Consider the following 15176-nt stretch of genomic DNA (forward strand, 5'->3'; position numbering starts at 1 on the left):
ATTGCAGTAAAATCACGCTAAACGAGGTCGTCAAACTCGTTTGGAATGTTTAAATCTACAGGCATATGGTAGCCCGGTAGATTGATTTCTTTATCAGTGATATCCAGTTCTTCGCCGCCTAAAACATTGAAACCAAAGCGATAAATAGGCTCAACTTCACCACGGATCATGGCGTCATTATAAGCATTGGCGGCCTCTTTGATATCAGCATTTTTCTCTAGGTAAGCAGCAATTTGCTCGCTAGAGTAGCGCTTCGACAGCATTTCCATCACTTTATGGGGGGCAAGTAAGACGGCTGTGGCGTTATTTCCGCCGAATCCCTTAGAGTTCAATAGCGCAGCATCAAAGTGCTCTTTCCCATACTCTTCATGTTTCAACTGGAATTTTAAGCCGCCAGTATAAACATCGTCAGCGACGGCATTTGATGTCATGATGCCAGGTAAAATACCGTGCTGCCATACACCTAACGAAAGGTGAAGTTGGTCGCCGCCAGCTGTGCCTTGAGAATGGCCTAAATAGGCTTTCATTGCGGTTACAGGCATGGCTGTTGCACCAAAACTTGTGGCGGCTTTGCTTAGAACATGTGATTCAGTCACTCGGTTTTGAGGTGTGCTGGTACCATGCGCTTGAATGAAAGTACGATCCGTAAGACCTTCCGAGCCAATGATGTTTTTTAGATACGCCATGGCTTTGCTCATGGTGAGATAATTACCGACTCCCGGCGCAGAAATGGATTTTTTATAGCCGTCGGCATAGGCGTATACCGCAGGAATCGCACCATGTATGGTTGCGCCAATTTCTAGAGCGAGCTCGTCATCCATCAGCAGTGTCCATTGGCTGGATTCGCCGATGGTAAAGCCACAGTTTTGAGCGAATGGACGGCAACTGCGTGTATGGTCTGGTTCTTTCTGGTTTTCTAGTTGGTCCAAAGCAAGTAGAGCGGTGTCTTCTGCTAAGGCGCCCATGGTACGGAAACCTTCGATGATTTCTGGAGTGATTGGCGCATCACTGCCGCCCACCATAGCAATACGTACTTTCCCGACTTTGATTTGCTCAATGGCACGTTCTAAGTTGAAGAAGTACGTTGCACAGGCACCGATCGATGTGCCGACATTACCAACGGAGCCTAAAATATAGGCATTAACAAAGTCCGCCGGCATTTGTGCGTAACCTAATGGCAAGTGCTTGGACGTAGTACGCTTACCCATAAGCGCGGATTTCAGCATACCACCAAAGCCTAAGTCATCCATTTGGCCGATCGAGTTTGCGGCATAAACAGCAATTTGATCCGGTGCGACTAAGTTGCGAACTTTATCCCAGTCTAAACCGCTGCTCAAAATAGCATCGGAAGCGCCGTAAACCGTCATCTGTAAACCACGAGGGTGATTTCGGCTCTGGTAAAGCTTGGACGGATCAAACCCTGTGGGTAATTGCCCAGCCGCTTTTACTGATAGAGACTTAGAATCCTTGATAAAGGTTTCTAAGGTGCCGTCAACCGTGATTTCACTGTGTGTTTTAGAAAGCTCTTTAACTTGCCAGTTCGCCGGTATGTTGTCGGGTAGGGAGCGAGTTTTGACACTAAAACTAAGCTTTTCTCCTTCAACAACGGCTGAGAGGGCAGAGCTTTTATGAACAGTGACGTTGTCTACGTCGAATAGGCTGGGGTGAATGCGACGAATAAGCGTGCGCGCCAGAATTTCTTCACCAAATGTGTCGATGAGAGTTTCTGCATCAAGGGCTTCACCATCATGCGTTAGCCAAGCCCCATTTTGATATTCAGCAATGTTAGTGATGGTTGCGAGGTCTAGTAAAACCTCCTGCTGAATGGTTTGGGGGAGTAGATCAAAAATGATTCGGCAATACGCCTGATGGAAGGATGTACGTCCAGCCGAATTGATTCCGCCAAAGCCAACAATAACAGGTAAACGGGCCAAAGGAATGTCCTCGATTTATAATTTTGGATATTAACGAGTGCTATTGTAAAGGATGGGGGTGTTTGACCGCCACCCTAGCGCAGGTGAAATTTCTTGTAAAACACTGTGCTTAAAGCAGAAAAAGAGTGTAAATCACTCTTTTCATCATTTATTTACTCGTTGTTATAGGTCGCAGAGTCGGTGTGAACGTTAAACCGCCATAGCTCGTTGTAGTCAATAAGACTTTCAATTTCGTCAATATAATCTTGGCCACGCTGAGAGTATTTCTCTAACCCATGAACCAGTGCTAGACCGGTAATAGTATTGCCGTTCTTGCGAAGTTGAGCACGGATGCTGCGTAATTCTTTATAAGCAGAATTACTGTTTAGATTGTCGATGTAAGCAAAGACAGATTCTCGTGCATCGCTAAATTTACGCACTTCATGATCTTTGTCTTCACCTCGAGCATTAGGGACTAAACCACAGCCGCGGGTAAAGCACCATTGGCCAAAATAGTTATTACCTTGTACAGCAAAACGAGAGGTTCCCCATGCCGATTCATTGGCGGCTTGAGCAAGAACTAACGAAGCAGGAATGACATCGACATAGCGCAGCATAATCGCAATGTCTTGATGTGTATAAACACCTACTTTGCTAAGCTTATGTATTTTGCGTAGGGCCGCTAGCCAAGTTTTATCTTCACGAGTAGGCGGTTCTTCGTTCTCAAGAATGGCTTGAATACGAGCTCGATCTTGCAATAGCAATGTATTCTTCTCTTCAACGAAAGGTAATAAGTAGTCGAAGAATGCCGCTTTACGCTCTTGAATATCGCTCATGGCAGCAAAATTTGGTTTGTTACTATCAAGCGGGTGGCTTTGGAAATATTCTTCCTCTTCTTTGGTGACGGTGGCATCACGAGCACTCTTGCTCGGCTCTGCGGCTTCCTTTTCTTTTTTCGTTTGGACTTGTTTCGTGATCTCAGCCTTTGAATCAGACTGCTGTGTTTCTTGCGGTTCAATTTTGAACCACAGAATTAAGATCACGATACTCGAGATAACCCAAAGTAACTTACGTTCCATATCCAACCATCATTTTCTAGAGCGTTAATATAAAAAACGAGCAACAGTTTTCGCTGCTGCTCGTCTCTAGCGTTCAATATATGAGCAAGACATTATCTGAAAAAAACAAATAATTTAATAGTCAGTAGTTTGAATATTGTCAAAAAGTACTCAAGTTTCCCTAAATTTGTCCTTAAAGTTCAGACCGAAACAATAGCATTGGACCTGCGGGTACAACGCGAGTTGGGTTGATCGTGTCGTGACTGTAGTAGTAGTGTTGCTTAATATGCTCAAAATTAACGGTTTTCGATACTTCTTGAGTTTTATACAAACGTTCAAGGTAATCATTGAGGTTTGGGAAGTCGATGATACGTTTAAAATTACATTTGAAGTGCCCGTGATAGACGGGGTCAAAGCGAATTAATGTTGTAAAAAGGCGCCAATCCGCTTCGGTAACCGTATTTCCTGTGAGGTAACGATTGTTTTTAAGTCGACTTTCTAAAAACTCTAATGATTCAAATAATGGGTAAACGGCCTCTTCGTAAGCGGTTTGCGTGGTGGCGAAGCCTGATTTGTAGACGCCGTTATTGACCGTATCGTAGATACGAGCATTCAACTGATCGATGTCATTTCTAAGAGCTTCAGGGTAAAAGTCTTGTTCATCTCCAGTGAGATGGTTAAATGCTGTATTAAACATACGGATGATGTCAGCGGACTCGTTTGAGACAATTGTGTGGTTTTTCTTATCCCATAAAATCGGGACTGTGACGCGCCCCGAGTATTCGTTGTTAGCGTGGGTGTATAGTTGATAAGCATACTGGAACTCATGCAAAGGATCCCCCGCAGGAACTAGCGAGTCTTGGAAGCGAGCTTCACTTTTGAGCTCCCAACCATTTTCTAGCATGTGCGGGTGGACACAGCTGACACTGATATGAGACTCAAGCTGTTTCAGGTGACGAAAAATCAGAGTACGATGTGCCCAAGGACACGCAAGTGACACATATAAATGATAGCGGCCTGATTCAGCTGGAAAATGGCTGTCATCGTTTACATCAAATGCTTCTGGAGCAACGATCCAGTTGCGAAATTGTGATTGTGAACGTACGAATTTACCTTGTGTTGCCTCGGTGTCGTACCATTGGTCATGCCATTTTCCGTCAATTAATAAACCCATAAAATTCTCTCATTGGTAGTTTTGTTTAATTATTAATGAAAATGTCCCACTTTCGGGGCAAGATATTGATTTAGTTTGATCGATAGGTTCGATAGGTTCGATAATGCCGCAAAGAACAGGTTCTCTGTTAATTCCTCTTTTCATTTTGTTGGCGGGTCTTTTTGCCAGTGTTTACACAACACAATTCCCTGCTTTGGCATTGGATCTGTTGCCATGGCTTCCTTATGTGCTTTCCGTTGTTATGGTGTTTATGGCGTGGCATTTTAATCGCGGCAAAGTATTGTTGGCTGGCGGATTGCTTCTATTGCCAACGTTTTATCCATACGTCTCGAATCATGATTTACCAAATAGCTTTACAACGATTGCAGCCATAGGGTTAGGGCTTTTATTGTTACTTCGCGAACGTGGTTTTTTCAATCGTTATGGCTTTAATCGTATTTTGTTTTTAGGGATGCTGGTGGCTTGGAGTATGAGCTACGAGAAGGGCGTCATTAATTTTAATTTCTTAGCGGTTCTTGTTCCCGTTGTAAACATTACTTTGTCTTCTTTGCTTTGCTGGTTGATGATCGGATTCACGGTAATGACCAGTCTTATTTTTTGGTGGCGTCATGCGGATGGCTTTTCTACGGCGGTCTTGATCAGCTTGGTGTCACTGCTGTTGATTGAATGCATGTCGTTTACAGCCCATCAAGATGCCGCAGTACGCAGCGCGCAAATTTTAGTTTGGGTGTGGTTTGTGGTGTCGGAGAGTCATCGCATGGCTTATCGTGATGAATTAACACAACTACCGAGTCGTAGAGCATTGAATGAGGCAATGCTCGCTTTGCCAAGGCATTATGCGTTGGCCATGTTGGACGTTGATCATTTTAAAAAATTTAACGATTCCTATGGGCATGATAAAGGCGACGATGTGTTAAAGCAGGTTGCCAGAGTGATGCAACGATACTCTGGCTCAGCGTCGGTATATCGCTACGGTGGTGAAGAGTTTACATTGCTTTTTAAAGGTCGCGGAATAGAGCATGCTGAAGTGGTGCTTGAGCAAATTCGCGAAGAAATCCATCTACAGCGTCTGGATGTTTCTACTGAAACGAAACACAAAGAGGTATCTGTATCGGTCAGTATGGGATTGGCATTTGTGAATACGGGTGAAGCGCCAAATGACGTATTGAAGCGAGCAGATCAAGCGTTGTATCAAGCTAAACGTAAAGGCCGTAATAAAGTAATTCTCGCTAGCTAATAAAACTGAACGATTGGTTAGGTTTTTTATTGCAGGGGCAAATGGTTTTGTGTATTCTGACCAAATATTCAAGTTTTGTTGTGTCTTGCGCAACAAGATCGGCTTGTCGAGGCTTACTCTGCAAACTGAGCCAACGTGGTACAACAGCACAAAGGGTGTCGCCTAGCACCTGACTGTTGTGAGGGGAACGGGGAGCTTTGCTCCCCTTTTTTAATGTTAACTCCCAACGTTTGCCCCTATAATTCGCCTATCCCCTAAATCTTTTAGAATGCTATTGAGGCGACTATGTCTGATTCCCCCAAACGCCCAAAAAATCAGCTGAAAAGCCATATTCGTGCGCAAAACCAAGAATTAATTCTCTGTACTGCCGAACGAGTTTTCGCTCGACAAGGGTTGGCAAAAACGACAACCCAGATGATTGCTGATGAAGCGGGTTTGCCGAAAGCGAATATTCACTATTATTATCGATCTAAAAAAGATCTATTAGAGGCGGTTTTAGAACGTATTTTGCAGCTATGGCTAGACTCAGTAAGCCAGTTTAATGTTGAGTTAGGGCCATGTCATAATTTGACTCGCTACATCAGCGAGAAATTAGAGCAATCACGGTTGAATCCTAATGCGTCAAAAGTATTTGCAATGGCCCTGATTGGCGAAGAGCCGTTCGTGCTTGATTACTTACGTCGTTATTTCGTAGAAGAGCTGCAAAAAGAAAAGTCGACCATTAATACATGGGTTGAACAAGGTTTGATGAAGCCTGTTTCTGTTGAGCATCTGTTTATTAATATTTGGGCCATGACGCAAACGTATGCAGACTTCGATGCGCAGGTAAAAATCTTATTGCAGAAAGAAACACTTGAAGAGGAAGACTTTATGCAAGCAAAGCAGTTTGTCACTCGAATGGTGTTGTTAAGTTGCGGTATTGAGGAGGCAAGAACATGAGTCTTGAAAGTGCACTGACATTTTTTATTGCGATTTTCATTTTTAGCATCACTCCAGGCCCAGGAGTATTTGCCATTCTAGCGAAGAGTTTGACTCACGGGGTTGTCAAAACGTTACCGTTATCTGCAGGTATGGCCTGTGGCGATATTCTTTATTTAGTGTTGGCTTGTTTTGGTTTGGCGGCAATCGCGCAGCAGTGGGAAGTTGTATTTACTGCGATTCGTTATATTGGTGCGGCTTATTTGCTATTTTTGGGATGGAAAATGTGGACGGCACCAATTGAGATAGGGGCTTCGGAGACGCAAGAAAGCTCTCGTAAACAAGGGTGGGGCGCTGCGCTGCAAGGTTTCTTGATCTCATCCTCTAACCCTAAAGTGGTGCTGTTCTACATTGCCTTTTTACCGACCTTTATGGATGTTACGCTGCTTAATAGCCAAGATATTTTGCTGGCTTCAGGTTTGGCATTTGTAGCACTCATGTTAGGTTTGACGATGATTTCATTTGGTGCCTCGCAAGCGCGTCGTTTGATGAAATCTGCTCACGCTGTAAAACGTTTGAACCGTGGCGCAGGTGGCCTAATGGCAGGGGCGGGTGCATTTTTAGCATTACGAGGCTAGTCCAAAAACGCTTGCAAAGATAAAGGATGAATTGCGTAGCTGACATTCTTGGATTGTAATTTTTCTAAACGTCACTACATAAGTTTTATTGTTCCTAGAATGACTCGAAAGAGTCAATTCCTATAGAGATAGAAACTTATGAGTGACGACGAAAAGTATTTTGACCCATCAGAAAGTAATCTTGTTGAAAACGATGAAGTGTCCATCAGTGATCCTCGCGCACTCGCGTTACCAGATGATGTCCTTCCTGAAATTTTATATATCTTACCGGTATCGAGCCGCCCCTTTTTTCCGGCTCAAGTACAACCTGTCATGGTCGACGCTGAACCTTGGGAAGAAACCCTTGAGTACATCGCAGATCAACCACAAGCTGTCGTTGGCTTAATTTATGCGGAGCGTCAAGCTGAAGGCGCGCCTAAAGTGGAAACCTTTTCCGAGATAGGCTGTGTTGCCAAGACGCATCGTGCTGAAAAAACGAACGACAAGATTACCTTCTTAGCGCAAGGTTTAAAGCGTATTGAAGTGGTGGAGTGGCTTAGTACTGAAGCACCTTATCGCGCTAGAGTGCGTTACATCAGTGATTCTAAAGTGCGTGATGATCAATCTAAGGCTTATTCGATTGCCATTCTAGATGCGATCAAAGAATTGATTCGTTTAAATCCTCTTTTCAGTGAAGATCTACGCCAGTATCTAGGTCGTTTCTCATTTAACGAGCCTGGGCTACTGGCTGACTTTGCCGCGTCTATTACTTCCGCTGAGCCGCAAGAGTTGTACGATGTATTGGCAACGTTACCGATCTTGCCGCGTTTAAATACCTCACTAACGTTACTTCGAAAAGAACTCGAAATTGCGCGCCTGCAAAATGAAATCAGTGCTGAAGTGAATGACAAAATCAGCAAGCATCAACGTGAGTTTTTCTTAAAAGAACAGCTTAAAGTGATTCAGAAAGAGCTTGGTATTTCCAAGGATGATCGTACGTCAGACGTGGAGATGTTTGAAGAGCGCTTGGCTGATAAAACGGTTCCTGATGCGGCGAAGAAGAAAATCGACGAAGAATTGCATAAGTTGAGCATTTTGGAGTCGGGCTCCCCAGAATACGGTGTTACCCGAAACTACCTTGATTGGGCAACCTCTATTCCTTGGGGCGTACATTCAGAGGATAACTTAGACATAAACAAAGCGCGTGAGGTACTTGAAGAGCATCATGCCGGATTAGGCGATGTAAAAGACCGCATTATTGAGTTTTTAGCCTTGGGCGCTCATCGCCAAGAAATGGGCGGCTCAATTATGTTGCTCGTAGGTCCGCCGGGTGTTGGTAAAACCTCGATTGGTAAATCCATTGCGGAGTCACTCAATCGTGAATTCTACCGTTTTAGTTTGGGTGGTATGCGCGACGAGTCTGAAATTAAAGGCCATCGCCGAACGTATATCGGTGCATTACCTGGTAAGTTTGTTCAAGCGCTGAAAGACGTTCAAGTCGAAAACCCTGTCATCATGCTGGATGAGATTGACAAAATCGGTTCGTCTTTCCATGGTGACCCTGCGTCAGCGTTGCTGGAGGCACTTGATCCTGAACAAAATGTCGAGTTCTTAGATCACTATCTTGATATGCGCGTGGATTTGTCAAAAACATTGTTTGTGTGTACGGCAAACCAGCTGGATACCATTCCAGCGCCCCTGTTGGACCGAATGGACGTGATTCGTTTGTCTGGCTACATTGGTGAAGAGAAACTGGCGATCGCCAAACAGCACCTGTGGCCGAAGCTCTTGAAGCGAAATAAGCTGCTTAAGAAACAACTCAACATCACGGATGCGGCATTGAAATACATCATTGAATCCTATGCTCGTGAAGCGGGCGTACGTGGGTTAGATAAGCTCTTGCAAAAGATTCTACGTAAAAGTGTGGTTCAGCTGATGACAGGTGAAAAAGACAGTATCAGTGTAGGTGTTAAAGATGTTGAAACGTTCCTCGGAATGCCGTATTTCCGTAATGAGAAAACATTACGCGGTGTTGGTGTGGTGACGGGATTGGCATGGACGTCTATGGGAGGCGCGACGCTCCCTGTTGAAGCCAATAAAGTGCACGACTTAAGCCGAGGCCTAAAACTGACGGGTAAGCTTGGCGATGTGATGAAAGAGTCGGCTGAAATTGCTTACTCTTATGTATTGTCCCACACCAAGAGCTATCAGAAGAATGCAGAATTCTTTGATAAATGTATGGTGCATTTACATGTACCGGAAGGGGCGACGCCTAAAGATGGGCCTAGTGCGGGGATTACCATGGCAACGGCATTGATGTCTCTTGCCAAAGGAGAGCCTATCCAGAGACCGCTTGCTATGACAGGTGAGTTAACACTTACTGGCCAAGTTCTTCCTGTCGGAGGCATTCGCGAGAAACTTATTGCGGCAAAACGCAGCAAAATCACCGAAGTGATTCTACCGGAAGCCAACCGTCGTGATTTCGAAGAGTTACCCGATTCGGTGAAAGAGAATATGACGGTGCATTTCGCTGAGCGCTTTGCCGACGTTGAAAAAATTGTCTTCGCTAAGTCTGACCGTGGTATTCACTAAAAACTCCACATTCCAACGTTCTATCACCTTGTAAAAGGTGCGACAATAGCAAGGCCGAGCGAGACTTCGTTCGGCCTTTTTCTATCTGCGCGTCGCGCTTATTTGTTCGAGGGTATTCATGCCGAAACAGGCAAAACTGACTCAAGGCTCTACCTTGAAACATGTCTCCATCATGTCGTTTACGGGCGCGCTAGGTTTGATGGCGATGTTTTTAGTGGACTTAGTCGACATGCTGTTTCTGTCGATGCTTGATGAACGTGAAGCCGTGGCAGCGGTAGGTTTTGCCAGTACCATCATGTTCTTTACTGTCTCTATTAGCATTGCGGTTTCGATTGCTGCGACCGCACTGGTTGCTAGAGCGATTGGTGAAGGTGATTATGAACTAGCGAAGCGTCGCGCGACTAATGTGCTGGGAATAGGGGTTATTTTTTCCAGTATGGTTGTATGGTTTCTGTGGCCTAAAATTCCAGACTTACTGATGTTTCTTGGGGCTAATCTTCGTACGCTCGATTTGGCCACCAGTTACCTTCAAATACTCTTATTAGGTATGCCTGCCGTCATGGTTGGCATGATTGCTTCAGGCATTATGCGAGCGTTAGGCGATGCGCGCCGAGCAATGTACGCCACATTGGTGTGTAGTGTCATAAATGCGGTCTTAGATCCCATTTTGATTTTTGTCTTTGGGCTTGGGGTAGATGGGGCCGCGATAGCCTCTTTATTGGCGCGTTTTTCCATGGTGGCTGTGAGTTATTATGGAGTCGTGACGGTGCACCGGATGCTTGGGCAGTTTGATTTAGTCGAGAGTGTCAAAGACCTTAAACCCATTGCCAAGATTGCGGTGCCTGCGATGCTGACCAACATGTCGTCACCGTTAGCGAATGCCATTGTAATGGGCTATGCTGCTCAGTTTGGGGATCATGCGGTTGCCGGCATTGCCATTGTCGGTCGGATTATTCCTGTGGTCTTCGGTGGTTTGTTTGCTTTGTCGGGTGCTGTTGGGCCTATCTTGGCGCAAAACTATGGCGCCGGCCACTTTCAACGCATGCACAATGCAATGACCAGTGCGGTAGTTTACGCATTAGGGTACTGCATCTTACTGTGTTCGACGTTGTACATGTCGCAACACTTTTTGATTACGATTTTTAATGCCACGGATGACACCGCTCATTTAATTCGCTTTTTTGCTACCTATGGCTCATTTAGCTTCTTTTTCCAAAGTTTACTGTTTATTGCGATTGCCGTGTTTAACAACTTAGGTCGGCCGCTTAGCAGCACGCTATTAAATTTCGGTCGAGCAACGATTGGCACTTGGCCTTTGATTGTGTTCTTCGGTTGGATTATGGGAGCGGAAGGGATTATCTTAGGGCAGGCAATAGGCTCGGTTATTTTTGGCTGTGTCGGCTTCGTTATGGCTCGCCGTTATCTTAATAAACTGGAGCAGAAAGACGCACTTCGTAAACCAGAAGTAACGTCTACTCCATTGTATTCAAGTACCCCATAATTCCTTAGTGGCGTTGAGCGAATAGCACAAACTCTTGATTGCCATCACCGCCTTTAATGACACTTTTCTCATAGCCGAGGGTGTCAAAACCAAGTTGTTCGATTAGGACTTTCATGTCTTTTTCAAGTCGCTGTACTAGGTGCCGGTCTTTGACAATGCCGCCTTTGCCTATCGCGTCTTTGCCTAACTCAAACTGCGGTTTGACCAGTGTGATTAAATAGCCCCCTGAGCGAATCAGTGCAGGCAGTTGTGGCAAAATTTTTGTCTGCGAAATGAACGACACGTCCATGACGGCGGCGTCAAACCCCGATTCAGGAAAATGCTCTCCCAAATCTTTTTGCGTTAGGTTTCGGGCATTGAGGCCCTCCAAACAAATCACATCTGTTCGATTGCGCAGGCGAGCATCTAACTGGTCATGACCAACTTCAACGCCGACTACTTTACTGGCACCGTGCTGCAGAGCACAGTCTGTAAAGCCTCCCGTAGATTGCCCAACATCCAATACAGTGAACCCATCCAAGCTTAATTTTGAGCTAGACAGTGCACCTGCAAGCTTGAGCGCGCCACGCGATACGTAGCGGTCTTCTTCATCGAGCTCAAGCTTTATATCGATGTCTTCAGTAACTTTCAAGCTAGGCTTGGCAACGGTTTGCCATTGACCTTTATCGTGTATCAAGACTTTTCCTTGGCTGATAAAAGTTTGTGCCTGAGAACGTGATTTACAAAGCTGTTTTTCGGTGAGTAGTTGGTCAATTCGTTTCATTGTCATATTTTCTAAAGTCCATGCGCGAGCATCATAGCAAACGCACGCTAATCGCAGTAGGCTATTGTTTTTAGTTCCTTTAAAAAGCCGATTTAAGAGGTGTTCTATGGCTCTGCCAACGATGATTTCAGCCACACAACTACAGGCCATGATAGATCAGCCTGATTTAGTCATTCTGGATAGCCGCTTTTACCTGACCGATCATGATAAGGGACGTGAGTTGTACGAAGTCGGGCATATTCCCAGTGCGCTATTTGTCGACTTGCATCACCAACTCGCGGGGCCGGAAACAGCATTAAGCGGACGACACCCATTACCAAGTCCTGAGACGTTTAGTACTACGTTGTCTCAGCTGGGAATTGGACCAAACACCCAAGTGATTGTCTACGATGATATGGGCGGAGCGATCGCATCTCGTGCTTGGTGGATGTTGGTGCAACAGGGCATTGAAGTGCGTGTTCTTGATGGTGGTTTGCCAGCATGGCAAGCGGCTGGTTTCATGATCGAGGCAGGAGTTAATGAAGCAACTAAAAGTGATCAGCGTGTAGAGGTTAGCTACCCATGGTTGGTATCAGAGGACGATGTCGCAGCTAATTTCGAAGCAGATCGTTTTCAATTATTGGATGCTCGTGCCGAGGATCGTTTTCAAGGCGAAAATGAAACGATGGACCCAGTAGCGGGCCATATACCGGGTGCCATGAACCGCCCGTTTAGCCGTAATCTGAATGAAAAAGGCGAAATGAAAACTCCGAGCTTGTTACTGGAGGAATGGACTCGACTGCTTGAGCATGTTGAGCAACCGATCGTTTATTATTGCGGCTCAGGTGTCACCGCTTGCCACAACGTCTTAGCCATGAACTATGCCGGACTGGAAGCTAAGCATGTTTATGTTGGTTCGTGGAGTCAATGGGCTAAGCGCATGCTCAAACAACTAAATGCCTTAAACGCTTAGACCGTCACAGGGTTGTTATCTTTCTCCCGCACACTACGCAAAAGAGTTCACTGGTTGAGGACATTAAATGAAAATTGCAGTAGTGGGGACGGGGTACGTAGGTATCTCAAATGCTTTATTGTTGGCGAAGCATAATGAAGTGGTTGCATTGGATGTTATTCGTGAAAAAGTTGAATTATTAAATCAAGGCATCTCACCCATTCAAGATAATGAAGTGGAGCGCTATTTAGCGAACGAAACGCTAAACTTTAGAGCGACGTTAGATCCTATAGAGGCTTATGAAGGCGCTGAGTTCGTTATCATTGCAACGCCGACGGACTATGATCCGGAAACAAACTACTTTAACACTGATCACGTCGAGTCAGTGATTAAAGACGTTGTCCGTTTTAACCCTAATGCCACTATGGTGATTAAGTCGACAACGCCGGTAGGCTTCACGCGCGAAGCTCGAGAGAGATTTAAGACGTCAAATTTAATCTTTTCTCCCGAGTTTTTACGCGAGGGAAAAGCATTGTACGATAACTTACACCCATCACGTATTATTGTGGGGGAGCGTTCTGAGCGTGCTGAATTCTTTGCAAATTTACTGGCTCAAGGTGCAGAGAAGCAAGACATTGATATTCTTCTGACTGGCTCGACGGAAGCGGAAGCGATTAAGCTTTTTGCGAATACGTATCTGGCTATGCGCGTAGCGTATTTTAATGAACTGGATTCTTATGCTTCTATGTACGGCTTGGATACGCGTCAGATTATTGAAGGTGTGTGTTTAGACCCTCGTATCGGCAGTCATTACAATAATCCATCCTTTGGATATGGCGGCTACTGTTTACCTAAGGACACTAAACAATTATTAGCTAACTACGATCAAGTGCCGAATAACTTAATTCGAGCCATTGTCGATGCCAACGTCACACGTAAAGACTTCATTGCAAATGAAGTGATCAAGCGCCAGCCAAAGGTGGTCGGAATCTATCGTCTGGTCATGAAGTCTGGCTCCGATAATTTTCGTGCGTCAGCTATTCAGGGAGTAATGAAGCGAATTAAGGCAAAAGGCATTGAGGTGATTGTTTATGAGCCGGTGATGCAAGAGAGTAGCTTTTTTAATTCTCGTATCGTGAATGACTTGGCTCGTTTTAAACATGAAGCCGATGTGATCATTGCCAATCGAGTCACTGATAACCTTGATGATGTATTAGATAAAGTCTTTACTCGTGACTTATTTGGTGTAGACGCCTAGACATTGTGGGTAAATTTTCCCAATTCAGCATGTGTGAGATGAGTTTAAATTAGCTAAATTACTCTACTTGCGACAGAAATAGCTTTAGAATTACAGGCTATTTCTGATCGTTCGCCCAATCAATTTCGCACTTTTAATATGAGCGAGTCTTGGCGACGGCAAGGTCTTCAATGTTAGCGGTTGTGGTTTTTTTGATGAAAATATTAGTGGTTCGGAATGATAAAATTGGGGACTTTGTACTTGCATTGCCCGCCTTCAAAGCAATCAAGGAAGCGTTTCCTCAGGCCACTGTTACCGCGCTTGTTCCTTCCTACACAAAAGAAATAGCTGAGGCATGTGAATGGATTGATGACGTACTTATTGATCCGAAAGACAATGAAGCCAAAAGTGACTTTGCTCAAACCATCAGTACGTTACATTTTGACGCAGCACTTTGTCTTTTTTCCAATGCTTATAACGCGACCTTGCTACGTAAAGCTCGCATCCCTGTTCGTGTTGCACCTGCGACCAAATGGGTACAATTCTTATATACTCATACGTTACGTCAGCGTCGTTCAAAGTCTGAAAAAGCGGAATTCCAATATAACCTCGATCTTGCTTATTATTTTATTGACGTCCTGAAAGGTTCATCTAGGGTGATTGAACCTCATCGTTTACTTGAATTCTCTCAAGTTGAGCTTGAGCAACAAAAAGCTAAATTGATGCAAATAGGCATCCAGTTTGATCGAAAAACTTGCTTTGTTCACCCAGTTACTGGCGGGTCATCGAACACGTTATCTCAAACCGAATGGCAGTCACTTATTTGTTTTTTAGACGGTATAGACCGTTTTCATTTTGTAGTCACAGCAGGACCTGGTGAGGGAGAGGTGTCCAAGGCATTAGTCGATAGTCTCATCGGCAAAGTGGCCTCAATTACTCTTTATGACAAAAACGACGGTGTAAAAGATTTTATGCGGTCGATAGCGGTAGCAGATTTATTCATTGCAGGCTCCACAGGGCCACTGCATATCGCCGGTGCCTTAGACGTACCGACCATTGGTTTTTACCCCAAAAAACGTTCCTCTACGCCACTGAGATGGCAGACCTTGAATAGTGCTGGGCGTTGGTTGCCCTTTATGCCTAATGAGGAGCAAGACGACCTGTCTCAGTTGATTGTGAAAGATCGATTCTCGGATATTCAAAACTGGTATACACAGCAAATAGGGAAATAGTAG

The 15176-nt window shown here is 44.9% G+C and carries 12 protein-coding genes; 8 read left to right on the forward strand and 4 right to left on the reverse strand.

All coding sequences use genetic code 11. The annotated features are described in order from the left end of the window. Positions 1 to 17: 17 nt before the first annotated feature. From AYW76_RS06510 to AYW76_RS06520, 3 genes are all read right to left on the reverse strand, one after another. Complete coding sequence (locus AYW76_RS06510) at positions 18 to 1934, reverse strand: beta-ketoacyl synthase (RefSeq protein ID WP_067217349.1); 1917 nt, start codon at positions 1932 to 1934, stop codon at positions 18 to 20. Positions 1935 to 2086: 152 nt separating this feature from the next. Then, on the reverse strand, positions 2087 to 2992 hold the full coding sequence (locus AYW76_RS06515) for a glucosaminidase domain-containing protein (protein WP_067217353.1): 906 nt from the start codon (positions 2990 to 2992) through the stop codon (positions 2087 to 2089). 172 nt (positions 2993 to 3164) lie between these two features. Next, complete coding sequence (locus AYW76_RS06520) at positions 3165 to 4145, reverse strand: glutathione S-transferase family protein (RefSeq protein WP_067217356.1); 981 nt, start codon at positions 4143 to 4145, stop codon at positions 3165 to 3167. Between the two features lie 103 nt (positions 4146 to 4248). On the opposite strand from AYW76_RS06520, the gene AYW76_RS06525 reads away from it, so the two are divergent. The 5 genes from AYW76_RS06525 to AYW76_RS06545 all read left to right on the forward strand — a co-directional run bounded on the left by AYW76_RS06525 (position 4249) and on the right by AYW76_RS06545 (position 11010). Beyond that, positions 4249 to 5382, forward strand: a complete 1134-nt coding sequence (locus AYW76_RS06525; protein WP_067030917.1) for a GGDEF domain-containing protein — start codon at positions 4249 to 4251, stop codon at positions 5380 to 5382. 285 nt (positions 5383 to 5667) lie between these two features. After that, a complete protein-coding gene (locus tag AYW76_RS06530) occupies positions 5668 to 6321 on the forward strand; it encodes a TetR/AcrR family transcriptional regulator (protein WP_067217359.1) in 654 nt (217 codons plus the stop codon). Then, entirely contained in the window at positions 6318 to 6938 is a 621-nt protein-coding gene (locus tag AYW76_RS06535; protein ID WP_067217362.1) for a LysE family translocator, read from the forward strand. Before AYW76_RS06530 ends, AYW76_RS06535 begins: the two co-directional genes overlap by 4 nt. A 138-nt stretch (positions 6939 to 7076) precedes the next feature. Continuing rightward, entirely contained in the window at positions 7077 to 9509 is a 2433-nt protein-coding gene (gene lon, locus AYW76_RS06540) for an endopeptidase La (protein ID WP_067030908.1), read from the forward strand. Between the two features lie 118 nt (positions 9510 to 9627). After that, positions 9628 to 11010 (forward strand): MATE family efflux transporter, encoded by a 1383-nt coding sequence (locus AYW76_RS06545; protein WP_067030905.1) that lies wholly within the window; start codon positions 9628 to 9630, stop codon positions 11008 to 11010. 4 nt (positions 11011 to 11014) lie between these two features. Here AYW76_RS06545 and AYW76_RS06550 read toward each other — a convergent pair whose 3' ends face one another. Further along, positions 11015 to 11773: a TlyA family RNA methyltransferase gene (locus AYW76_RS06550; protein WP_067217365.1), complete on the reverse strand. Its 759-nt coding sequence runs from the start codon at positions 11771 to 11773 to the stop codon at positions 11015 to 11017. 106 nt (positions 11774 to 11879) lie between these two features. On the opposite strand from AYW76_RS06550, the gene AYW76_RS06555 reads away from it, so the two are divergent. The 3 genes from AYW76_RS06555 (at position 11880) to AYW76_RS06565 (ending at position 15173) form a co-directional block, all read left to right on the forward strand. Beyond that, a complete protein-coding gene (locus AYW76_RS06555; RefSeq protein ID WP_067217369.1) occupies positions 11880 to 12725 on the forward strand; it encodes a sulfurtransferase in 846 nt (281 codons plus the stop codon). Positions 12726 to 12792: 67 nt separating this feature from the next. Then, positions 12793 to 13962: a nucleotide sugar dehydrogenase gene (locus AYW76_RS06560; protein WP_067217372.1), complete on the forward strand. Its 1170-nt coding sequence runs from the start codon at positions 12793 to 12795 to the stop codon at positions 13960 to 13962. Between the two features lie 194 nt (positions 13963 to 14156). Further along, positions 14157 to 15173 carry a glycosyltransferase family 9 protein gene (locus AYW76_RS06565; RefSeq protein WP_197467773.1) on the forward strand — a complete coding sequence of 339 codons (1017 nt, stop codon included), beginning with the start codon at positions 14157 to 14159 and terminating at the stop codon, positions 15171 to 15173. Positions 15174 to 15176: the final 3 nt, after the last annotated feature.

It is taken from the genome of Marinomonas gallaica (assembly GCF_001639745.1).
GTDB lineage: Bacteria > Pseudomonadota > Gammaproteobacteria > Pseudomonadales > Marinomonadaceae > Marinomonas > Marinomonas gallaica.

Coding starts and splice junctions, on each gene's coding strand:
- AYW76_RS06515 (WP_067217353.1), bottom strand. CDS start 2,992: ATGGAACGTAAGTTACTTTGGGTTATCTCGAGTATCGTGATCTTAATT.
- AYW76_RS06520 (WP_067217356.1), bottom strand. CDS start 4,145: ATGGGTTTATTAATTGACGGAAAATGGCATGACCAATGGTACGACACC.
- AYW76_RS06525 (WP_067030917.1), top strand. CDS start 4,249: ATGCCGCAAAGAACAGGTTCTCTGTTAATTCCTCTTTTCATTTTGTTG.
- AYW76_RS06530 (WP_067217359.1), top strand. CDS start 5,668: ATGTCTGATTCCCCCAAACGCCCAAAAAATCAGCTGAAAAGCCATATT.
- AYW76_RS06535 (WP_067217362.1), top strand. CDS start 6,318: ATGAGTCTTGAAAGTGCACTGACATTTTTTATTGCGATTTTCATTTTT.
- lon (WP_067030908.1), top strand. CDS start 7,077: ATGAGTGACGACGAAAAGTATTTTGACCCATCAGAAAGTAATCTTGTT.
- AYW76_RS06545 (WP_067030905.1), top strand. CDS start 9,628: ATGCCGAAACAGGCAAAACTGACTCAAGGCTCTACCTTGAAACATGTC.
- AYW76_RS06550 (WP_067217365.1), bottom strand. CDS start 11,773: ATGAAACGAATTGACCAACTACTCACCGAAAAACAGCTTTGTAAATCA.
- AYW76_RS06555 (WP_067217369.1), top strand. CDS start 11,880: ATGGCTCTGCCAACGATGATTTCAGCCACACAACTACAGGCCATGATA.
- AYW76_RS06560 (WP_067217372.1), top strand. CDS start 12,793: ATGAAAATTGCAGTAGTGGGGACGGGGTACGTAGGTATCTCAAATGCT.
- AYW76_RS06565 (WP_197467773.1), top strand. CDS start 14,157: ATGAAAATATTAGTGGTTCGGAATGATAAAATTGGGGACTTTGTACTT.